The following is an 18662-nucleotide window of genomic DNA, read 5'->3' as shown; positions in this document are numbered from 1 at the left end:
GGGGCGGTGATCGGTCATGGCTACAAGCGTCACCGGGCCACGGAATTCCTCGACCTCCTGAAGCGGATCGACGCAGAAATGCCCAATGGGCCGGACGTGCGTCTGGTGATGGACAATTATGCGACGCACAAGACGCCGAGGATCAAGGCCTGGCTCGCGCGCCGCCCACACTGGCATGTTCACTTCACGCCAACCTCGGCATCCTGGATCAATCAGGTCGAGCGGGGTTCGCAGAGCTGACGCGAAAGCAGTTGCAGCGCGGCGTACACCGTTCCACCGCAGAACTGGAAGCCGACATCGACGCCTTCATCGAAACCCACAACGAAAATCCAACACCATACAAGTGGGTCAAATCCGCCGACCAAATCCTCGCCTCGGTCAAGCGATTCTGCCACAAGACAATGAACCGAACTTCAGATTCAGGTGACTAGCTTCTTGCCTCATTCATCGAAAAGGCGCATTGCAGCGCGATCTGGACCGCATGCATGAAGCAGCTCGCTTGCCGCGATATGCTCTCTTCGTCCATACCCTGCTGTTCGAGCGCAGCGGCAAACGCGGCCATCTCCGACCGCCAGAAGCGGTTGGCTTCCTCACCATGAAGGCGCTGGAGGGCTTTTGCACATCGTTCGACTTCGGCTGTGCGCCGATGGACGGGGAACTGTATAACCGCCATGCTTTCTTTGTCCTTTAAGCCGAATCATCGCAGGATGGCGCAGCATCGCTGCAGGACCTTCACAAAAGGTGAACCCGCTCAGGGTACCGCACCTTGAATTGTCTGGGCGAACGTATTTCGGGAAACTACTGCGAGCGATAGCGCCACAGACCCGTTTCGTTTTTCCGCTCTTTCGCAAATGCTGCCAAGCGCTATTGTGTCATCCTGACGACACCGAATGGCAGGTAATTCAATGATGGCATTACGAGCGGACGAACCGCGCGAACGGATGACGATCCTCGGCGAGGTGAATTCCGCCTCGTTCGTTCCGTGGATACGCCGCCATGCGGACAAACTCGGGCTTTCCCAAGCTTTCCTTCACGCGAGCGCCGATCGGATCGAGCTCGAGGTCGCAGGGCCTGCGGAGCTCATCGATATGCTGGAAATGGGATGTTCGCTCGGCCCGATCGACGTCTGGGTGGACGAGATTCAGCGCAGGATTGTAGATCCCGTAGCGACATCGCAACAGAGATAGAAATGATCCGCTGCCTTTTATTTAACCATTGTTGCCAATGCGAATTTTTTATGCAAGCCTCTGGCGCAACCGAGGTCGCAATGTCGGCAACGGTGTACGGACAAGAACGCTAACGCATTGGCAAAATTGAGGAAGTGAAGGTATGCCATTTGATACGACCGGCTCCTGGACGCCTGTCGCCCTTTCTGCCGATCTGCTGCCGGGAGCAGTTATGCCGGCGTGGACGTCAGCAGGACCGCTCGCTCTCTGGCGCAGCCAGTCCGGGCGGACAACGGCATCATCGGATCGCTGTCCGCATCGCGGGATGCGATTGTCCCACGGCTTTGTGCGGGGTGAAGCGCTCTCCTGCATTTATCATGGCTGGAGCTATTCGCCAGCAGGAGGATGCGTTCGCATCCCTGCCCATCCCAACCTCGTACCGCCGGAAACCATCCGTGTTACGGTACAGGAGGTTGAAGAATCGGATGGCATTATATGGGTCGCGGTCGGCCAACCTGAGACAAAACCGTGGCGCCTGGGCGATCTCGTCCCATTGCGCTCACTGACGGTTGAGGCCGGCATCGCTGCCATCGAAGCCGCGGCTGATGCAAAAACGGATTCGAATGGGCTGATCAGTGTCGCAGATTTTCCATGGGTCCGACTGCTGGCAACTGAGCAATTGGGGCGCACCCTCATTCATGTGCTGATCGAGCAGGATCGCAGCCCAGCCGATCGGATCGCGGCATCGCGCATCGCCGAGGCTCTGCGCCGCCAGGCGGAAACACGCCAGAAGGAGGTCGCGTGACGAAGACCGGCGCGATGATCGATGAATGGTACCCGGTCGGCCTTTTCAGCCAACTCACCGAGACAGGGAGCAAAACCGCGCTCATGAGCGAGCCCATCGAGGTGACACGCACACCAGACGGGAATGCACAGGTAACATCCGGGGACGGACGCGTCCTCCCCGTCCGTGTCCGCTATGGCCATGTCTGGTCTTCCCTTGGCAATCCCACCAAGGAGCTTTTTGGGATCCCCGAGGCCGATCAGCCCGGCCGCAGCTTCGTGGATGTCGGCGTGGTGCGGGTGCGCTGCTCGCCGCTGCGGGCAGTGGAGAACTTCCTCGACATCGCCCATTTCCCCTTCGTCCATACCGACATTCTCGGTGCCGAGCCCCATACGGAAGTCGAAAACTACAATGTTGAAATCCGCGAGGATGAAGACGAAGTCTGGGCAACCCAGGTGAAATTCTACCAGCCGCAGGCCGCAAAGTCCGCTGCCGGTGGCATCACCACCGAATACATGTACCGCGTACCGGCGCCGACCTGCTCGGTGCTTTACAAGACCTGCCCTCCCCGACCGGGCGAATGGGATGTCATTACCCTGTTCGTGCAGCCTCTCGCGGAAGACCTTTGCGACGTATGGCCATGGATGGCCCTGTTTGATGACGTGACGCCGATGACAGACTTGATCCATTTTCAGCAGATGATTTTCTTGCAGGATCGCTCGATCCTCGAAAACCAAATCCCGGCACTTCTGCCGCTGGATCCCGGCATGGAAATCCCGACCAGGGCCGACCTGACGTCGGTCGCCTACCGGCGCTGGCTGAAGCGACACAATTTTACCTACGGCGCACAGTTGGTCGCGCAATGAAGCTTTACGATTACATCCTATCGCCGAGTTGCTACAAGATCCGCCTCATGGCGGCGATCCTGGGCGTCAAGCTGGAAATCCGACCGGTCGATTTCCATCCCGGCGCCGAACATCGCGGACCTGAACTCCTCGCGCTCAATCCGGCGGGCTCCATCCCGATCCTTGAGGATGGAGATCTCGTGCTGACGGAGTCCTCTGCCATTCTCGCCTATCTCGCCGCCCAGAGCGCACGGGAATGGCTGGGAACCAGCACGCCCGAAGAGATGGCGCGTGTGCAGCAGTGGCTTTCCTTCTCACATCGGCTGACGGCAAACCTGGGTGGCGCGCGGCTGCACGAAATGCTCTTGCGCCCCGGCAACATCGAAACATTGCAAGCGCAAGGGATGGCTGCACTGCGCGAACTGGAAGCAGGCCTTTTCGAGCAGGGTCTCCGGGGCATGCGCTTCCTGACATCGAACCGTGCCACCATTGCCGACATCGCTTGCTTCCCCTACGTGGCGCTTGCGCCCGACGGCGGCGTCTCGCTCGATTTCTACCCGAGCATCCGGCTCTGGCTACGCGCCATGCGCAGTATCGACGGGTTTATCGAAATGCCTGGCATTCATCGACTGCACGAGTTGAAGCCCGATCCTCATCCCGCGGAGGAGGACGGATGAGATGGCCGTTGCCTCCTGGAAAACTAGCAAGGCGCAGAAACGGCACTCGCGACAGTGGAACTCTGAAAAGCCAAAAGAGGGGAACTAACATGTCCAACAATCTGACCCGCAGAACACTCATGAAGAGCGTAGCCGCCGCCGGCCTCGCAACGGCCCTTGTCGGTCGCTCCGCATTCGCCGCCGACGAACCGCTCGGCATCACCCTCGTCGTTCCCTCGCCGATCGGCGATGTCGGCTGGGGCCACGCACTTGCTGCCGGTATCGACCCGATCAAGGCGGCCTATGGCGACAAGGTGAAGGTCACCATCCTCGAAAGCATCGCCGAAGGTCCAGATGCCGACCGTATCATGAACAAGACGGTCGCAGACGGAAACCATTTTCTGATCGCTGGTTCCTTCGGCTATCAGAACGGCGCGCTGCAGATCGCCCGCCGCAATCCCAAGGTGACTGTCCTGCACGCCTCGGGTTTCCAGGTCGCGCCGAACTTCTCGCCGTTCGCTGCCAAATATTTCCAGGGAACCTACCTGCTCGGCATGGCGGCAGCGGCCGTTTCCAAGACCGGCAAGCTCGGCTCGGTTTCAGCCTTCGCGATTCCCGAATTGATCACATCGATCAATGCCTTCACGCTCGGCGCGCAGGCCGTCAGGCCCGACATCGAGGTGTCGGTCGTCTGGGTCAACTCCTGGTTCGACCCAGCAAAGGAGCAGGAAGCCGCCAAGGCGCTGATCGCCCAGGGCTGCGACGTGATCTTCTCGAATGCGCAGGATACGCCCTCCGTGATCTCTGCCTGCGAGGAGGCAGGTATCCGTTCGTTCAATCTCAATTCCTCAATGAAGAAATATGCCCCGAAAACCTATCTTGGCTGCGTCGCCACCGACTGGTCGCCCTTTTTCAAGGCATCGGTCGATGCCCATTTCGCGGGAACCTTCAAGGGCGCCAACGCCTTCCTCGGCGTTGCTGACAAGGTCGTCGAGGTCGTCGACTGGAGCCCGGCAATCCCGACCGAAACCATGACCAAGATCAAGGAAATCGAAGCAAAGATCGCCAGTGGCGGCTTCTCCCCATTCATAGGGCCGATCACCAAGGCGGATGGCAGCGAAGGTGCGGCTTCGGGCGCAACGCTGACGGATGCCCAGATCGTCGCGATGGACTGGCACGTCAAGGGTGTCAAGACGCCGCTGCCGAAGTAAGCCATGACCAGCCCGCTMCTTTCGCTGCGCGGCATTTCCAAAAGCTACGGCCAGATCCATGCCAACCGGCATATCGATCTGGACGTAGCGCCTCGCTCGATCCATGCCATCCTCGGGGAGAATGGCGCCGGCAAATCGACCCTGATGAAGTTGATCTACGGCGTCGAGGGACCGGACGACGGAACTGTCGCATGGCAGGGGCAGCCCCTGAGCCTTGCCTCCCCAGCGGAGGCAAGGCGTGCCGGCATCGGCATGGTMTTTCAGCATTTCTCGCTGTTCGAGAGCCTGACAGTCGTCGAGAACATCCAACTGATCGTTCCCGGTCGCAAAGCCGAGCTCGCGGAGCGCATCCGCAAACTCGGACATGAATTCGGCCTTGAGGTCGATMCGCTMGCCCATGTGCATTCGCTATCGGTCGGCGAGCGGCAGCGGGTGGAAATCACCCGATGCCTGATGACCGACCCGAAACTGCTGATCCTCGACGAACCGACATCCGTGCTGCCGCCGCAGGCGGTAGAGAGGCTTTTCGAGACATTGCGCCGGCTACGCGACGGCGGCGTCTCCATCCTGTTCATCTCGCATAAGCTGGAGGAAATCCAGTCGCTCTGCGATCGCGCGACGATCCTGCGCGGCGGACACGTGACCGGTCATGTCGATCCCCGCGAGCATGATGCCCATGAGCTTGCCCGCATGATGATTGGCCGCGACATGCCCGACCCCATGCCGGCACTGCCTTTGGCGGAAGGCGAGAAACGCCTGGAGCTTATCGGCCTCGACTACCGGCCGGATGATCCTTTCGCCGTACCGCTCTCCAATGTCAGCCTGGAGGTACGCGCCGGCGAGATCCTCGGCATTGCCGGAATTTCGGGAAATGGTCAAAGTGAACTCGCAGCGCTGATCTCGGGCGAAACCATCCTGCCGCAGGCTCAACGCGACCAGATTTTCATGATGGGCAAGGACGTCGGCACGCTCGACTCGGCCGCCCGCCGGAAACTGGACTTCGCTTTCGTCCCGGAGGATCGGCTGGGTCGCGGCGCGGTTCCCGAAATGTCGCTGACGCTGAACAGCCTACTGACGGCCCATCCTTTGAACCTAGTTAGGCACAGCCTGCTCGACAAGACGAAGGCGATCGCCTTCACCAATGACTGCATTCGGGACTATGACGTGCGCACGCGCGGTCCCGAGGCGGAAGCCGGCTCGCTGTCCGGCGGCAACCTGCAGAAATTCATCGTCGGGCGCGAAATCATGCTGGCGCCAAAGCTTCTTTTCCTCGCTCAGCCCACCTGGGGCGTCGATATCGGTGCGGCCTCGGCGATCCGCAAGCGGCTCATCACCCTTCGCAATGAAGGCATGGCGATCCTCGTCATTTCCGAGGAGCTCGAGGAATTATTCGAGCTCAGCGATTTCATACAGGTTCTGCACCACGGCAGGCTGAGCCCGCCGCTTGTCACGCGGGCCACCAAACCGGAGGAGATTGGCCGATACATGATCGGAGCACACACACAGCGCGGGCAAGCCACCGCATGAACAGACCTTTCCTCGACGCCTTGCCCAGTCTGGTCCGCCGGGAACGGGCCTCCGTTACCGTTGCATTGCTCGCCCCACCCATAGCCCTGATCGTCACCATCGTTCTCAATCTCGGCCTCTATGTCGCCATGGGACGCGCCCCCGCCGCGGTGATCTATGCGATGCTGATCGAGCCATTCATCTCCTGGGCGTCATTCTCCGAAGTGCTCCTGAAGACCGGGCCGCTGCTTCTCATCGCACAGGGACTTGCGATCGGCTTCCGCGCCAAGGTCTTCAATATCGGTGCCGAGGGCCAATTCATTCTCGGTGCCATCTTCGCCTCAGCCCTCCCCATCTGGATGCCTCAGGCAACGGGCCAGTGGATTTGGCCGGCAATGCTGCTGCTCGGCACCATTGGCGGCGCGCTATGGGCCTCGCTCACCGCCTTCTGGCGGGTCAGGCTGAATGCCAACGAAATCCTCGTTTCGCTGATGCTGAGCTTCGTTGCCGCGCAATTGCTCAATTATCTGCTTCTCGGCCCCTGGAAAGATCCGAATGGCTTCAACTTCCCGCAGTCGGTCATGTTCCAATACGATGCCATGGTGCCGATCCTGTTCGAAGGAACGCGCGTCAATGTCTCGCTTATCCTCGCCGTCGGTCTATCGATTGCGGCATGGATCTTCATGCAGAAAAGCTTCGCCGGATACAAATTGCAGGTCGGCGGACTGGCACCCCGGGCCGCGAGCTATGCCGGCTTCAAGGAGAGCTGGGCGATTTGGCTATCGCTGATCATCGGCGGCGCCGCCGCCGGCCTTGCCGGCGCAGCCGAAGTTGCCGGTCCGCTTGGCCAGTTGCAGCGCTCCATCTCGACTGGATATGGTTATGCGGCCATTATCGTTGCTTATCTTGGCGGTCTCAATCCGATTGGCATCGTCGTGTCTTCGATCGTCATGGCGGCGCTCTATATCGGCGGCGATAATGCCATGGTCTCCGCCAATCTACCCATCGCTGCCGTCCGCGTATTCCAGGGCAGCCTGCTCCTCATCTATCTCATCGCCATGGCTTTCGTACGCTATCGCGTTATATGGCGCCCCATTTCTGCCCGGAGTGCATCATGAGCGCTATCGAGTTCATTCTCGCTGGCATGCTGGCTGCGGCAACGCCATTTCTGCTGGCGGCTTTAGGCGAGCTCGTTGTCGAGCGCGCTGGGGTCCTCAATCTCGGCATCGAAGGATTGATGGCATTCGGCGCTGTCATCGCGTTCATTACCGTTTTTCACGGAGGCGGCCATTTTCTCGCTTTCCTTGCGGCCGGGCTCGGTGGCGCTCTCCTCTCGATGATTTTTGCTGGGATTATTCTGGGCTTTAACGCAAATCAGGTCGCGACCGGCCTTGCGCTTGGGATTCTCGGCCAGGGCCTCTCGGCACTGTTTGGCAAGAGCTATGAGAGCCTGACGGTCACTACGCTGCCGAAAATCGCGGTCCCCGGGCTTTCGGAAATTCCGGTCATCGGTGGACTCTTCAATCAGGATATCGTCGTCTGGATCTCTCTTGTCGTGACCATTGGCATCTGGGCACTGTTTGCCTACAGCAAGGTTGGCCTGGTCCTTCGTGCTGTCGGTGAAAATCCGAAAGCCGCTCATGCCATCGGCTATCCCGTCATCGCCATCCGTTTCGCCGCGGTTGCATTCGGCGGCATGATGGCAGGCTTTGCCGGTGCCTATGCCTCGACGATCTACACACCGCTCTGGGCGGACGGCATGATCGCCGGCCGCGGCTGGATTGCCATTGCTCTTGTTGTCTTCGGAACCTGGCTGACATCAAGGATTTTCTTAGGCGCGTGCCTGTTTGGCGCGGTGTCGTTGATGGGGCTCGCTGCTCAGGCCACCGGGCTCGCCGTTCCCTCGCAATTGCTCGCGTGCCTGCCATATCTCGTTACGATCATCGTTCTCGGCCTTATCTCCGCGGATCGCCGCCTACTCAAGCTCAACGGCGTCGCCTCGCTCGGTGAGCCATTTGAGCGGTGACAAGAATGATGGCTCTATTGCTCTTATCACCCTCTGCGGGATGGAAGTTCAGTTGATGGTTCAGGCGTCAGAAAGTGCATAATTTTCGCGCAACTGCACCCATCACGGATTTCGACATCAATCAATCGTCATGCAGTCAAATAAAAATCAATGAGTTACGATCTGGCACGGTGCTTGCTTCGTATCTGCCGAGTTGGTGGCTAGGGTTCCGGCGTCCGTTGAGGGCGTGACTGGTCCGAGAGCTACCACCGGCTGGGAGAGAAATCCCACCGGATGCACGGCGGGATAAAAGCCCGGGAGACCTCGTAAGCCAAGGGATTGGCGGTGCGATGGTCTTTGCCGATCCCTTTTTGAAAAAAGCAAAAGGGGAATTTCTATGCAGACTTTTTCGAAGATCCTTTCCGCAACGGCCCTTTCGGTCTCTCTGATTTTCGGCTTCGGCTCCGCGGCCAGCGCCGCGCCGAAAACCAGCTTCAAGGTCGCCTGGTCCATCTACGTCGGCTGGATGCCGTGGGGCTATGCGGCCGACCACGGCATCGTCAAGAAATGGGCCGACAAATACGGCATCAACATCGAGGTCACCCAGTTCAACGATTACGTCGAGTCGATGAACCAGTACACGGCCGGTGCCTTCGATGCCGTGACACTCACCAACATGGATGGCCTTTCGATCCCGGCTGCTGGCGGCGTCGATACGACGGCCGTCATCGTCGGCGATTTTTCGAACGGCAACGACGCCGTCATCCTCAAGGACAAGACGAGCCTTTCCGACATCAAGGGTCAGAACGTCAATCTTGTCGAATATTCCGTCTCCCACTATCTGCTCGCCCGCGCGCTCGACAGCATCAAGCTCAGCGAACGCGATGTGAAGGTGGTCAACACCTCCGATGCCGACATGGTCGCAGCCTACAAGACGCCCGACGTCTCCGCCGTCGTCACCTGGAATCCGCTGGTCTCGACCATTCTCGAAGAGCCCTCCGCCAAGAAGGTCTTCGACAGTTCGCAGGTGCCGGGCGAGATCATCGACCTGATGGCCGCCAACAGCAACGTCCTTAAGGACAATCCGGATTTCGGCAAGGCGCTGGCGGGTATCTGGTATGAAACGGCCGCGCTGTTGAGGGCGGACACGCCGGAAGGCAAGTCTGCCCGCGAGGCGATGGGAGCAGCATCGGGCACGGACCTGAAGGGCTTCGAGGCGCAGCTCGCCGCAACCAAGCTCTTCGACAAGCCTGCCGACGCGGTCGCCTTCACCGCCTCACCGAACCTGCCGAAGACGATGGATCTGGTGCGCAGCTTCCTGTTCCAGAAGGGTCTGCTGGGCAATGGCGCTCCTTCGGCGGATGTCATCGGGATCGAAATGCCCGACGGCAAGGTTCTCGGCGATAGCGCGAACGTCAAGCTGCGCTTCACGGAGACCTATATGAAGGCCGCGGCCGACGCTTCGCTCTGAGCGAGCTCTTCTCCGGCGGCGGCATCGCGCCGCCCCGTCCCTTCATCCGCGGAGCCTCCCATGCGTTGGATCAATACCAGGCCCAGCCCCGGCGCGCAGCTTGCCTTGACGCTGTTGCCTTTTGCACTGCTGATCGTCGCCTATGCCGTCGGCTCGGCCACGCGGCTTGCCGAAAACGCCAACKACAAACTGCTGCCCAATCTTGCCGGCTTTGCTGACGCCATCGACCGCATGGCCTTCATCGCCGACCCGCGCACCGGAGAATACCTGCTGTGGTCGGACACCTGGGCAAGCGTCGTGCGGCTCCTGTCGGGCCTCGGCCTATCCACGGCGATCGCGCTTTGCTTCGGCATGCTCATCGGCATGCTGCCCTATCTGAGAGCCTTGTTGTCGCCCTTCGTCGCCGTCATTTCAATGGTGCCGCCGCTCGCACTGCTGCCGATCCTGTTTATCGTCATGGGCCTTGGCGAGACCTCCAAGATCGCTMTTATCGTGATMGGCGTTGCGCCGACGATGATCCGCGATCTGGCGCTGAAGGCGCTGGAATTGCCGCGCGAGCAGATMGTCAAGGCCGAAACGCTTGGCGGCTCCTCGTGGCAGATCGCACTTMGTGTCGTGTTGCCGCAGATCCTGCCGCGCCTGATTACCTGCCTGAGACTTCAGCTCGGGCCGGCCTGGCTGTTCCTAATCGCCGCCGAGGCGATCTCGTCCGATTCCGGCCTCGGCTACCGCATCTTTCTCGTCCGCCGATATCTGTCGATGGACGTGATCTTTMCCTACGTCGTCTGGATCACGCTGCTTGCCGTGCTCATGAACTATCTTCTCGATCGTCTCCGCATCGTCGTCTTTCCCTGGTCCGAACTGGAGAAGCAGGCATGAGCGAGCTGAGGATAGAAAAGATCTGGAAGGAATATGGCGACCAGATCGTGCTMGAGGATGTGTCCCTGACGGTCCCCTCCCGCGCCTTCGTCGCCTTGGTCGGTCCATCCGGCTGCGGCAAGTCCACCTTTCTGCGCATGCTGTTGGGGCAGGAGCAACCGACGAGAGGCACGATTTCTCTCGACGGCGCGGCGCTGCCGTCTGAGCCGGGCGCCGACCGCGGCGTGGTTTTCCAACGCTATTCGGTCTTCCCGCACCTGACCGCCCTCGGCAACGTGCTGCTTGGCAAGGAGTTCGCCGGCTCGCGCTACAAAGCCAAGCTTTTTGGCGCCGCGCGCCGAAATGCGACCGACGAGGCGCGACAACTCCTGGCAGACGTCGGCCTTGCCGGCGACGAGGACAAATATCCGGCACAGCTTTCCGGGGGTATGCAGCAACGCCTCGCGCTGGCGCAGGCGCTCATCATGCGGCCCAAGGTGCTGCTGCTCGACGAGCCTTTCGGCGCACTCGATCCCGGCATTCGCGCCGAAATCCACACGCTGATGAAGCGTTTGTGGCACGAGACGCAGATGACCGTCGTTATGGTGACGCACGACATGCGCGAAGCCTTCACACTCGCCACCCGGGTTGTTGCCTTCGAACGCCGCCGCGACCGGCCGGAAGAAAAGGAGCGCTACGGCGCAACGATCACCAAGGACATTTCCATCTGGCCGCCGCGTATCGCCGGCGCCGCCTCGATCTTCAGCCCCGACCGGGACGGCCCGTTCGCTTCAAAGGGGCACCGCCGGGACGACCTGGCACCGTCGGGAGACATTTAGCCATGCAGCACGTCAGACGTTCGCAGGAAGAAATCGCCGCCAATCGCGCCCGTTACGAGGACCACCAAAGGAAGGGCCTGGAATTTGCGCCCAAGGCCTTGCCGACACCGAGCCCACTTCCCGCCCCGCCGATCGATGCCACGCTGATCGTCCATCAGGAGATCATACCGGGCGGCTGGTACTGGTCGACACGCATCAAGCGCGGCGAGACGCTACGCGTCGCCCAGGAACAGGGCTTCTCKACCGTGTCACTCGTTGCGTGGAGCGCCGTCGACACGAGCGAGCGGCTGAATCTGCCTGACACAGTGAAGATGCAATGGACTACCGCCCTTTCGAAAGGGCGAGTGATCTTCTCCGACATGGGCCGCGTGATGTTCTCCATCACGGAGGATTCTTCCGGTGCTCATGACTGCCTGATGGGTGGTTCCACCGCCGCTTCGAACCTGGCGAAATACGGCGAAGGCACCCGCAACAGCCGCGACAATTTCATCAAACTTGCGACCAAGGCTGGATTGGACAAGCGCGATATTCCCGCCGCGCTCGCACTTTTTGCTCCCGTTCGTGTCGACGCGAACGGCAAGTTCGCATGGAAGTCGGAGCTGCCGCATGAGGGCGATTATGTCGAGCTGCGCGCCGAGATGGAGATGATCATGGGCTTTTCCAATTGCCCGCATCCGCTCGATCCGAGCCCCGTCTACGCACCGAAGCCGGTAACCGTGACCCGACTGTCCGTCCGGCCCGTCGCCGACGACGACCTGTGCCGCACCGCCACTGCCGAGGCTGTGCGCGGCTTCGAGAACAACGCATCCGCCACCCTTTGATCCAGGGAGAGACGATCATGATCGATTTCATCCAGACCGCCTCTTTCCGCACGCTCGAAAACGCCGTGCAGGATCACTTCATTGCCGCCGAAGCACCATTCTCGACGGTGATCCGCAAGGGTCAGACGTTGCGCATCGAAGACAGCTACGGCCAGCAGGCCATCGACACGCTGTTCTACAATGCCGAAGATTATTCGGAACGCTATTCCAGCCAGGACACCATGCGCGAGCAGGGTGCGGCCTATGTCACGACGGGCACCGGTATCATCTCCAACGAAGGCCGCATCATGTTGACGATGACGGCCGACAGTTGCGGACGCCACGATACGTCTGCCGGCGCGTGCTCCTGCGAAAGCAATACGGTGCGCTTCGGCCACGGCACCAAATATCTCCATGCCTGCCGGGACAATTTCGTTCTCGAGGTCGCAAAGCATGGCATGGGCAAGAGCGATGTCGTGCCCAATATTAACTTCTTCATGAACGTGCCGATCGAGCCTACCGGCAAGATGACGATCGTCGACGGCATCTCCGCGCCGGGCGATTATGTCGAGCTGAAGGCCGAGATGGACGTGCTGCTCGTCATCTCCAATTGCCCGCAGATTAACAATCCCTGCAATGGATTCGATCCGACGCCGATCCGCGTTCTCGTCTGGGACGGTGAGGCTTGAGATGTTCAAGAAGGTATTGATTGCCAATCGCGGCGAAATCGCAGTCCGGATCATCCAAACGCTGAAACGCATGGGCATTGCCTCCGTCGTCGTCTATTCGGACGCCGATCGCTTTGCCAAGGCATCGCTGATGGCTGACGAGGCTGTCAGGCTCGGCCCAGCACATGCCTCCGAAAGCTATCTCAATATCGATGCCGTCATTGCGGCTTGCAAGGCAACGGGCGCCGAAGCCGTACATCCCGGCTACGGGTTCCTTTCTGAAAACATTGGCTTTGCCGAGCGACTGGCGAAGGAAGGCATMGTCTTCATCGGTCCGACGCCAGATAATATCGCCGCTTTCGGGCTCAAGCACACGGCCCGTGAACTGGCGCACGCAAGCGGCGTCCCGCTGCTGTCGGGCAGCGGTCTTGTCGAGACGGGCGAGACGGCGCTCGCGGCAGCTACCGAAATCGGCTATCCGGTCATGCTGAAATCGACAGCCGGCGGCGGCGGCATCGGCATGCAGCTTTGCGAGGATGCCGATAGTGTTAAGACCGCCTTTGAAAGTGTGCAGCGCACAGCCAAGGCAAGCTTCGGCGATGCTCGCGTCTATCTCGAACGCTTCGTTTCCAAGGCCCGACATGTCGAGGTCCAAATCTTTGGTGACGGCAAAGGCCGCGTGATCGCGCTCGGCGAGCGCGACTGCTCGCTGCAACGCCGGAACCAGAAAGTGATCGAGGAGACACCTGCACCCGGTCTTTCGCCTCGGATGCGGGAGCGCCTACATGCGGCAGCCGTGGCGCTTGGCGCTTGCGCGCGCTATCAATCCGCCGGGACCGTGGAGTTCATCTACGATCCTGCCCGTGAGGAATTCTATTTCCTCGAGGTCAATACCCGCCTCCAGGTCGAGCACCCGGTCACGGAGGCCGTCTATGGTATCGACCTTGTCGAATGGATGATCCGCCAAGCCGCCGGCGAGGATGTAATCTCCGGCAACGAGAGCCTCGTTCCGAAGGGAGCGGCGATCGAAGCCCGCCTCTATGCCGAGACGCCGCATGCCGGCTTCCGGCCCAGCGCCGGTCTGCTGACCGAAGTCGTCTTTCCCGCAGGCACGCGTGTCGACGGCTGGATCGAGACCGGCACCGAGGTCACCCCCTACTACGATCCGATGCTTGCCAAGGTGATCGTGACGGCCGAGAACCGGCCGGCAGCGATCGAGAAGCTGAAGCGCGCACTGGCGGAAAGCTCCATCGCCGGCATCGAGACCAATCTGGAATACCTCAAGGCCATAGCCAGCTCCGAGCTGCTGGCGAGCGGCGATGTGGCGACGACAGCGCTCAGGGAGTTTCCTTTCGTGTCCGATGTGATCGAGGTGGTGACCCCGGGCGCGCAGTCGAGCATTCAGGAATTGCCCGGCCGGCTCGGCCTCTGGCATGTCGGCGTGCCGCCGAGCGGCCCGATGGACGAGCGCTCGTTTCGTCATGCAAACAGGCTCGTCGGCAATGCCGATGAAACCGCGGCGCTGGAACTCACTGTTTCCGGCCCGGTGCTCAAGATCTTCTCCGACATCACCATCGCGCTTGCAGGCGCCCGCATGCCGATGAGCCTGGACGGCTTGCCCCTGCCGCATGGCGAAGCCATCAACGCCAGGGCGGGACAGACGCTTGCCATCGGTGCGATTGAGGGGCCGGGGCAGCGCTCCTATCTCGCCGTTGCCGGCGGGTTCTCTGCGCCGGTCATGCTCGGTTCCAGGGCGACCTTTGGCCTCGGACGGTTCGGAGGCCATGCGACCGGCACGCTCCAGACTGGCCATGTCCTGAGGCTGGCACGCACCGAGCAGCGACAGACAGAACCGGCAGGCCCGCCCGCTCCTCTGACCCGCAACTGGGTGGTCGGCGTCCTCTATGGTCCGCATGGCGCGCCGGACTTCTTTCTCGAAGACGATATCGAGACGTTGTTCTCGACCGAATACGAGGTACACTTCAATAGCGCCCGCACCGGCGTGCGTCTGATTGGCCCCGCGCCGAAATGGGCGCGCAGCGACGGAGGCGAAGCTGGCCTTCATCCCTCCAACCTGCATGACAATGCCTATGCGATCGGCGCGATCGACTTCACAGGCGACATGCCGATCATTCTCGGCCCCGACGGTCCGAGCCTCGGCGGATTCGTCTGCCCGGCCGTCATCGCTGGCGATGAACAATGGAAAATGGGCCAGTTCAAACCCGGCGACAAGGTCCGGTTTCATCCGACCGAACGTGCCGAAGACCCGATTGCGGGACCGAGGCTGCAGCGCCTCGGCAATGCAGCGGGGTCGGCGATCGTCGGCCAGCGCCGAGAAGGACCCGTGCCCGTCGTCTATCGTCGCCAGGGCGACGACAATCTGCTGGTCGAATATGGAGCGATGACGCTCGATATCGCGCTGCGCCTGCGGGTGCAGTTGCTGATGCAGGCGATCGTCGACGCCCACTTGCCGGGCATCATCGATCTGACGCCCGGCATCCGCTCGCTGCAAATCCACTATAACGGCACCGCGCTTACCCGTAATCGCCTGCTGGGACTGCTGGCCGAAATCGAGGCGAGCCTGCCTGCTGCGCAGCAGGTCAAGGTGCCGAGCCGCATCGTGCACCTGCCGCTGTCCTGGAACGACCCGGATGCCGAGCTTGCCATGCGCAAATATCAGGAACTGGTGCGCCCGAACGCGCCCTGGTGCCCATCCAACATCGAGTTCATCCGCCGTATCAACGGCCTGCCGGATGAACAGGCGGTGCGCGATATCGTCTTTAATGCCAGCTATCTGGTGCTTGGCCTCGGCGACGTCTATCTCGGCGCGCCGGTCGCAACCCCGGTCGACCCGCGCCACCGGCTGGTGACGACTAAATACAATCCCGCTCGCACCTGGACGCCGGAAAATGCCGTCGGCATCGGCGGCGCCTATATGTGCATTTACGGCATGGAGGGGCCGGGCGGCTACCAGCTCTTCGGTCGCACCATACAGGTCTGGAACAGTTGGCGACCGACAGCGGTTTTCGCCAAAGATAAGCCGTGGCTACTCGACTTCTTCGATCAGATCCGCTTCTTCCCGGTCAGTCATGAAGAGCTGAGCGAAGCCCGTGCCGCCTTCCCGCATGGGGGCTATCCGGTCAAGATAGAGGAAACCGAGTTCTCATACGCCGCCTATGAAGCTGGGCTTGCCCGCGAGGTCGCCGCCATAGGCGCCTTCAAATCGAGACAGCAGGCAGCTTTCGAAGCAGAGCGGCAACGCTGGAAAGAGCTCGGTCTCGACAGCTTCACCGTCGACGAAGGCTCCGGCGCCGGCTTTGCCGGCGACATACCGGAGGGGTGCTTCGGCATCGAAAGCGCCGTGCCCGGCAATGTCTGGAAAATACTCGTCCAAGAAGGCCAGCCGGTGGCAGCCGGCGATACATTGGCCATAATCGAATCCATGAAGATGGAAATCAACGTAACCGCACACGCCGCCGGACGCGTCCGCGATCTGCGCGCCGGCCCTGGGCGCAATGTCAAAGCCGGCGATGTGCTGGTCATTCTGGAGGAAATCTGATGCTTCCCACCATTCTCGATCTTGCCTCGCTGAGACAGGCCTATACGGCCGGCCTGTCGCCGCTCAAGGTGATGGAAGAGATCATCGCGAGATGCAGGGCATCGGACGATCCGGCCATCTTCATCACGACAACACCCGAGGACGAATTGCGAGCTGCGGCACGCGAGCTGGTGGAGCGTGCCCCTGAGCCGAACAGCCTGCCGCTCTGGGGCATTCCCTTCGCAGTCAAGGACAACATCGACGTTGCAGGCTTGCCGACAACGGCCGCCTGCCCGGCCTTTTCCTATCACCCGCAGGCGGACGCAACGACGGTCGCGCGGTTGCGGGCTGCCGGCGCCATCGTCATCGGCAAGACCAATCTTGATCAGTTCGCGACCGGGCTGAACGGCACGCGCTCACCGCATGGCGCGCCGCGTTCGGTATTTAACAGCAACTACGTTTCCGGCGGCTCCAGCTCGGGTTCGGCCGTCGCTGTCGCATCTGGTCTGGCAAGCTTTTCACTCGGCACCGACACGGCCGGTTCAGGGCGCGTCCCGGCCGCCTTCAACAATCTCGTCGGCATCAAGCCGACGCCGGGGCTGGTGCCCAATGTCGGCGTGGTGCCGGCCTGCCGCAGCGTCGACGTCGTCACCATCTTCGCCGCAACGGTCGGCGACGGCATTGCCATCCGCAGGATCATGGAAGGCTACGATGCCCGCGATCCGTTCTCGCGACAAGCCGTCCCCGCAAGCCTGCCATCGACAGGTCCGCGCATCGGCATTMTCGGCGGTGCGGAACGGGAATTCTACGGCAACAAGGATGTGGAAGCTCTCTATGACGCGGCAATCGAGCGGGCACGATCATTCGGCGCGGTAATCGTGCCTTTCGACTATGCCCCGTTTCGGCTGGCGGCTGAACTGCTCTACAACGGCCCCTGGGTTGCCGAGCGGCTGGCGGCGGTCAAGGAGTTCCTGGCGACGAATGGCGGCGATTTCGACCCGACGGTGCGCGCCATTATCGAAGGGGCAAAAGCCTACCATGCCGTCGACGCCTTCGAGGGCCGCTACAAGCTGGAAGCATTGCGGCAGAAAACCAAGGCCGAGTGGGAGAAGGTCGATTTCCTGATGCTGCCGACGTCGCCCACCACCTACACCGTCAAAGAAATGCAGGCGGACCCAATCGTCAAGAACAGCCACTTCGGCCGCTATACCAACTTTGCCAACCTGCTCGATTGCGCGGCGATCGCCATTCCCGCCGGTTTTGACGCCAACGACCATTTGCCAGCGGGTGTGATGCTCGTCGGACCCGCCTTCACCGACGATGCGTTGGCCCCGTTCGCCGACGCCATGCATCGGGCGCTGAACGCCGGAATGGGCAAGGACCGCAAAGCCGTGCTGCCGGAGGCAAGCCGTGTCGCTCCCATGGCTGACGAATTTGTTCCGATCGTGGTTGTCGGCGCGCACCTGACGGATATGCCGCTGAACCATGAGCTGACGCGACCGGGCGGATATAGAGTGAAAACCGCGCGGACGGACGGCAGCTATCGGCTCTTCGCTCTCCCCGGCACGATCCCGCCCAAGCCGGGGCTGGTGCGCGATCCGGGCTTTGCGGGCAATGGCGTGGAAGTAGAAGTCTGGGCACTGCCACCTGCGGCATTCGCCCGTTTCGTCCAGAATATTCCGGCGCCGCTTGGCGTGGGCAAGATCACGCTCGACGACGGAACCTGCGTCACAGGTTTTCTCTGCGAGGTCCACGCCATAACGGGGGCCCGAGAGATCACCGAGTTCGGCGGCTGGCGCAACTATATTCGCGCCGCCGGCCCGGCCGCTTGAGCCAGGGAACCACGAGATGAAAAACCTCTGGTCGAAGGCAGTTCAGCTCGTTCTCCAAGGTCTGATTGCCAGAACGGACGCTATCGGCAGCCTTCCAAGGCCGCCGAAACAGATTCACGCCGCAGATTCCTGACGAGGCGGCGTGCGAAAGAGGCGCAGAAACCGCGCCTCTTTGACCTTCTCCACCAGGCCGGCCCAGTGGCGCTCGGTCAGATGCGGGTGCCATTGCGGCTTGAAAGCAGGGTGAGGTGCGACTGCGAATTTCCTCCAGAATGGATTAGAGTCCGGCCCATTAAAGGACGGACGCATGAAGAAGCAGCGATTTACGGAAGAGCAGATTATTGCGGTGTTGAAGGAGCAGGAAGCTGGCGCGAAGGCGGCCGACCTTTGCCGCAAGCACGGAATTTCAGAAGCAACGTTTTACAACTGGAAAGCCAAATATGGCGGCATGGAGGTCTCCGAGGCGAAGCGGCTGAAGGCGCT

At 61.1% G+C, this 18662-nt stretch carries 17 protein-coding genes, 1 pseudogene and 1 riboswitch; of the genes and pseudogenes, 17 read left to right on the top strand and 1 reads right to left on the bottom strand.

Annotation, left to right across the window (positions count from 1 at the left end; all coding sequences use genetic code 11):
* Positions 1 to 431, top strand: a pseudogene (locus QD357_RS30580) (transposase); the annotation flags it as partial.
* Here QD357_RS30580 and QD357_RS30575 read toward each other — a convergent pair.
* On the bottom strand, positions 428 to 673 hold the full coding sequence (locus QD357_RS30575; RefSeq protein WP_246451386.1) for a DUF6074 family protein: 246 nt from the start codon (positions 671 to 673) through the stop codon (positions 428 to 430). The pseudogene QD357_RS30580 and the gene QD357_RS30575 overlap by 4 nt on opposite strands.
* 232 nt (positions 674 to 905) lie before the next feature.
* On the opposite strand from QD357_RS30575, the gene QD357_RS30570 reads away from it, so the two are divergent.
* From QD357_RS30570 to QD357_RS30495, 16 genes are all read left to right on the top strand, one after another.
* Positions 906 to 1187 (top strand): acylphosphatase, encoded by a 282-nt coding sequence (locus tag QD357_RS30570; protein WP_414125770.1) that lies wholly within the window; start codon positions 906 to 908, stop codon positions 1185 to 1187.
* 142 nt (positions 1188 to 1329) lie between these two features.
* Positions 1330 to 1971 (top strand): Rieske 2Fe-2S domain-containing protein, encoded by a 642-nt coding sequence (locus QD357_RS30565; RefSeq protein ID WP_183939041.1) that lies wholly within the window; start codon positions 1330 to 1332, stop codon positions 1969 to 1971.
* 14 nt (positions 1972 to 1985) lie between these two features.
* Positions 1986 to 2816 (top strand): aromatic ring-hydroxylating oxygenase subunit alpha, encoded by an 831-nt coding sequence (locus QD357_RS30560; protein ID WP_183939339.1) that lies wholly within the window; start codon positions 1986 to 1988, stop codon positions 2814 to 2816.
* Positions 2813 to 3472, top strand: a complete 660-nt coding sequence (locus tag QD357_RS30555) for a glutathione S-transferase family protein (protein WP_183939039.1) — start codon at positions 2813 to 2815, stop codon at positions 3470 to 3472. Before QD357_RS30560 ends, QD357_RS30555 begins: the two co-directional genes overlap by 4 nt.
* Positions 3473 to 3561: 89 nt before the next feature.
* A complete protein-coding gene (locus tag QD357_RS30550) occupies positions 3562 to 4662 on the top strand; it encodes a BMP family ABC transporter substrate-binding protein (protein WP_183939037.1) in 1101 nt (366 codons plus the stop codon).
* Between the two features lie 3 nt (positions 4663 to 4665).
* Entirely contained in the window at positions 4666 to 6189 is a 1524-nt protein-coding gene (locus tag QD357_RS30545; protein WP_414125769.1) for an ABC transporter ATP-binding protein, read from the top strand.
* Positions 6186 to 7286 carry an ABC transporter permease gene (locus tag QD357_RS30540; RefSeq protein WP_183939033.1) on the top strand — a complete coding sequence of 367 codons (1101 nt, stop codon included), beginning with the start codon at positions 6186 to 6188 and terminating at the stop codon, positions 7284 to 7286. The genes QD357_RS30545 and QD357_RS30540 overlap by 4 nt, the downstream gene beginning before the upstream one ends.
* Complete coding sequence (locus QD357_RS30535; RefSeq protein WP_414125768.1) at positions 7283 to 8194, top strand: ABC transporter permease; 912 nt, start codon at positions 7283 to 7285, stop codon at positions 8192 to 8194. Before QD357_RS30540 ends, QD357_RS30535 begins: the two co-directional genes overlap by 4 nt.
* 189 nt (positions 8195 to 8383) lie before the next feature.
* Positions 8384 to 8496, top strand: a riboswitch (guanidine-I (ykkC/yxkD leader).
* 74 nt (positions 8497 to 8570) lie between these two features.
* Entirely contained in the window at positions 8571 to 9644 is a 1074-nt protein-coding gene (locus QD357_RS30530; RefSeq protein ID WP_183939029.1) for a putative urea ABC transporter substrate-binding protein, read from the top strand.
* Positions 9645 to 9704: 60 nt separating this feature from the next.
* Positions 9705 to 10523: an ABC transporter permease gene (locus QD357_RS30525; RefSeq protein WP_414125767.1), complete on the top strand. Its 819-nt coding sequence runs from the start codon at positions 9705 to 9707 to the stop codon at positions 10521 to 10523.
* On the top strand, positions 10520 to 11341 hold the full coding sequence (locus tag QD357_RS30520; protein ID WP_183939025.1) for an ABC transporter ATP-binding protein: 822 nt from the start codon (positions 10520 to 10522) through the stop codon (positions 11339 to 11341). Before QD357_RS30525 ends, QD357_RS30520 begins: the two co-directional genes overlap by 4 nt.
* Positions 11342 to 11343: 2 nt before the next feature.
* A complete protein-coding gene (locus tag QD357_RS30515) occupies positions 11344 to 12162 on the top strand; it encodes an urea amidolyase associated protein UAAP1 (RefSeq protein WP_414125766.1) in 819 nt (272 codons plus the stop codon).
* A gap of 17 nt (positions 12163 to 12179) precedes the next feature.
* Positions 12180 to 12830 carry an urea amidolyase associated protein UAAP2 gene (locus QD357_RS30510; protein WP_183939021.1) on the top strand — a complete coding sequence of 217 codons (651 nt, stop codon included), beginning with the start codon at positions 12180 to 12182 and terminating at the stop codon, positions 12828 to 12830.
* 1 nt (position 12831) lies between these two features.
* On the top strand, positions 12832 to 16368 hold the full coding sequence (uca, locus tag QD357_RS30505; protein WP_414125765.1) for an urea carboxylase: 3537 nt from the start codon (positions 12832 to 12834) through the stop codon (positions 16366 to 16368).
* Positions 16368 to 18179: an allophanate hydrolase gene (gene atzF / locus QD357_RS30500; RefSeq protein ID WP_414125764.1), complete on the top strand. Its 1812-nt coding sequence runs from the start codon at positions 16368 to 16370 to the stop codon at positions 18177 to 18179. The genes uca and atzF overlap by 1 nt, the downstream gene beginning before the upstream one ends.
* 307 nt (positions 18180 to 18486) lie before the next feature.
* On the top strand, positions 18487 to 18662 hold a 176-nt coding region (locus QD357_RS30495; protein ID WP_414125771.1), incomplete at its 3' end, for a transposase.

This window comes from Rhizobium sp. BR 317 (assembly GCF_047445835.1).
Classification (GTDB): domain Bacteria; phylum Pseudomonadota; class Alphaproteobacteria; order Rhizobiales; family Rhizobiaceae; genus Rhizobium; species Rhizobium paranaense.
The sequence above is the reverse complement of the archived record's forward strand: the minus strand, read 5'-3'. Positions and strand labels throughout refer to the sequence as shown.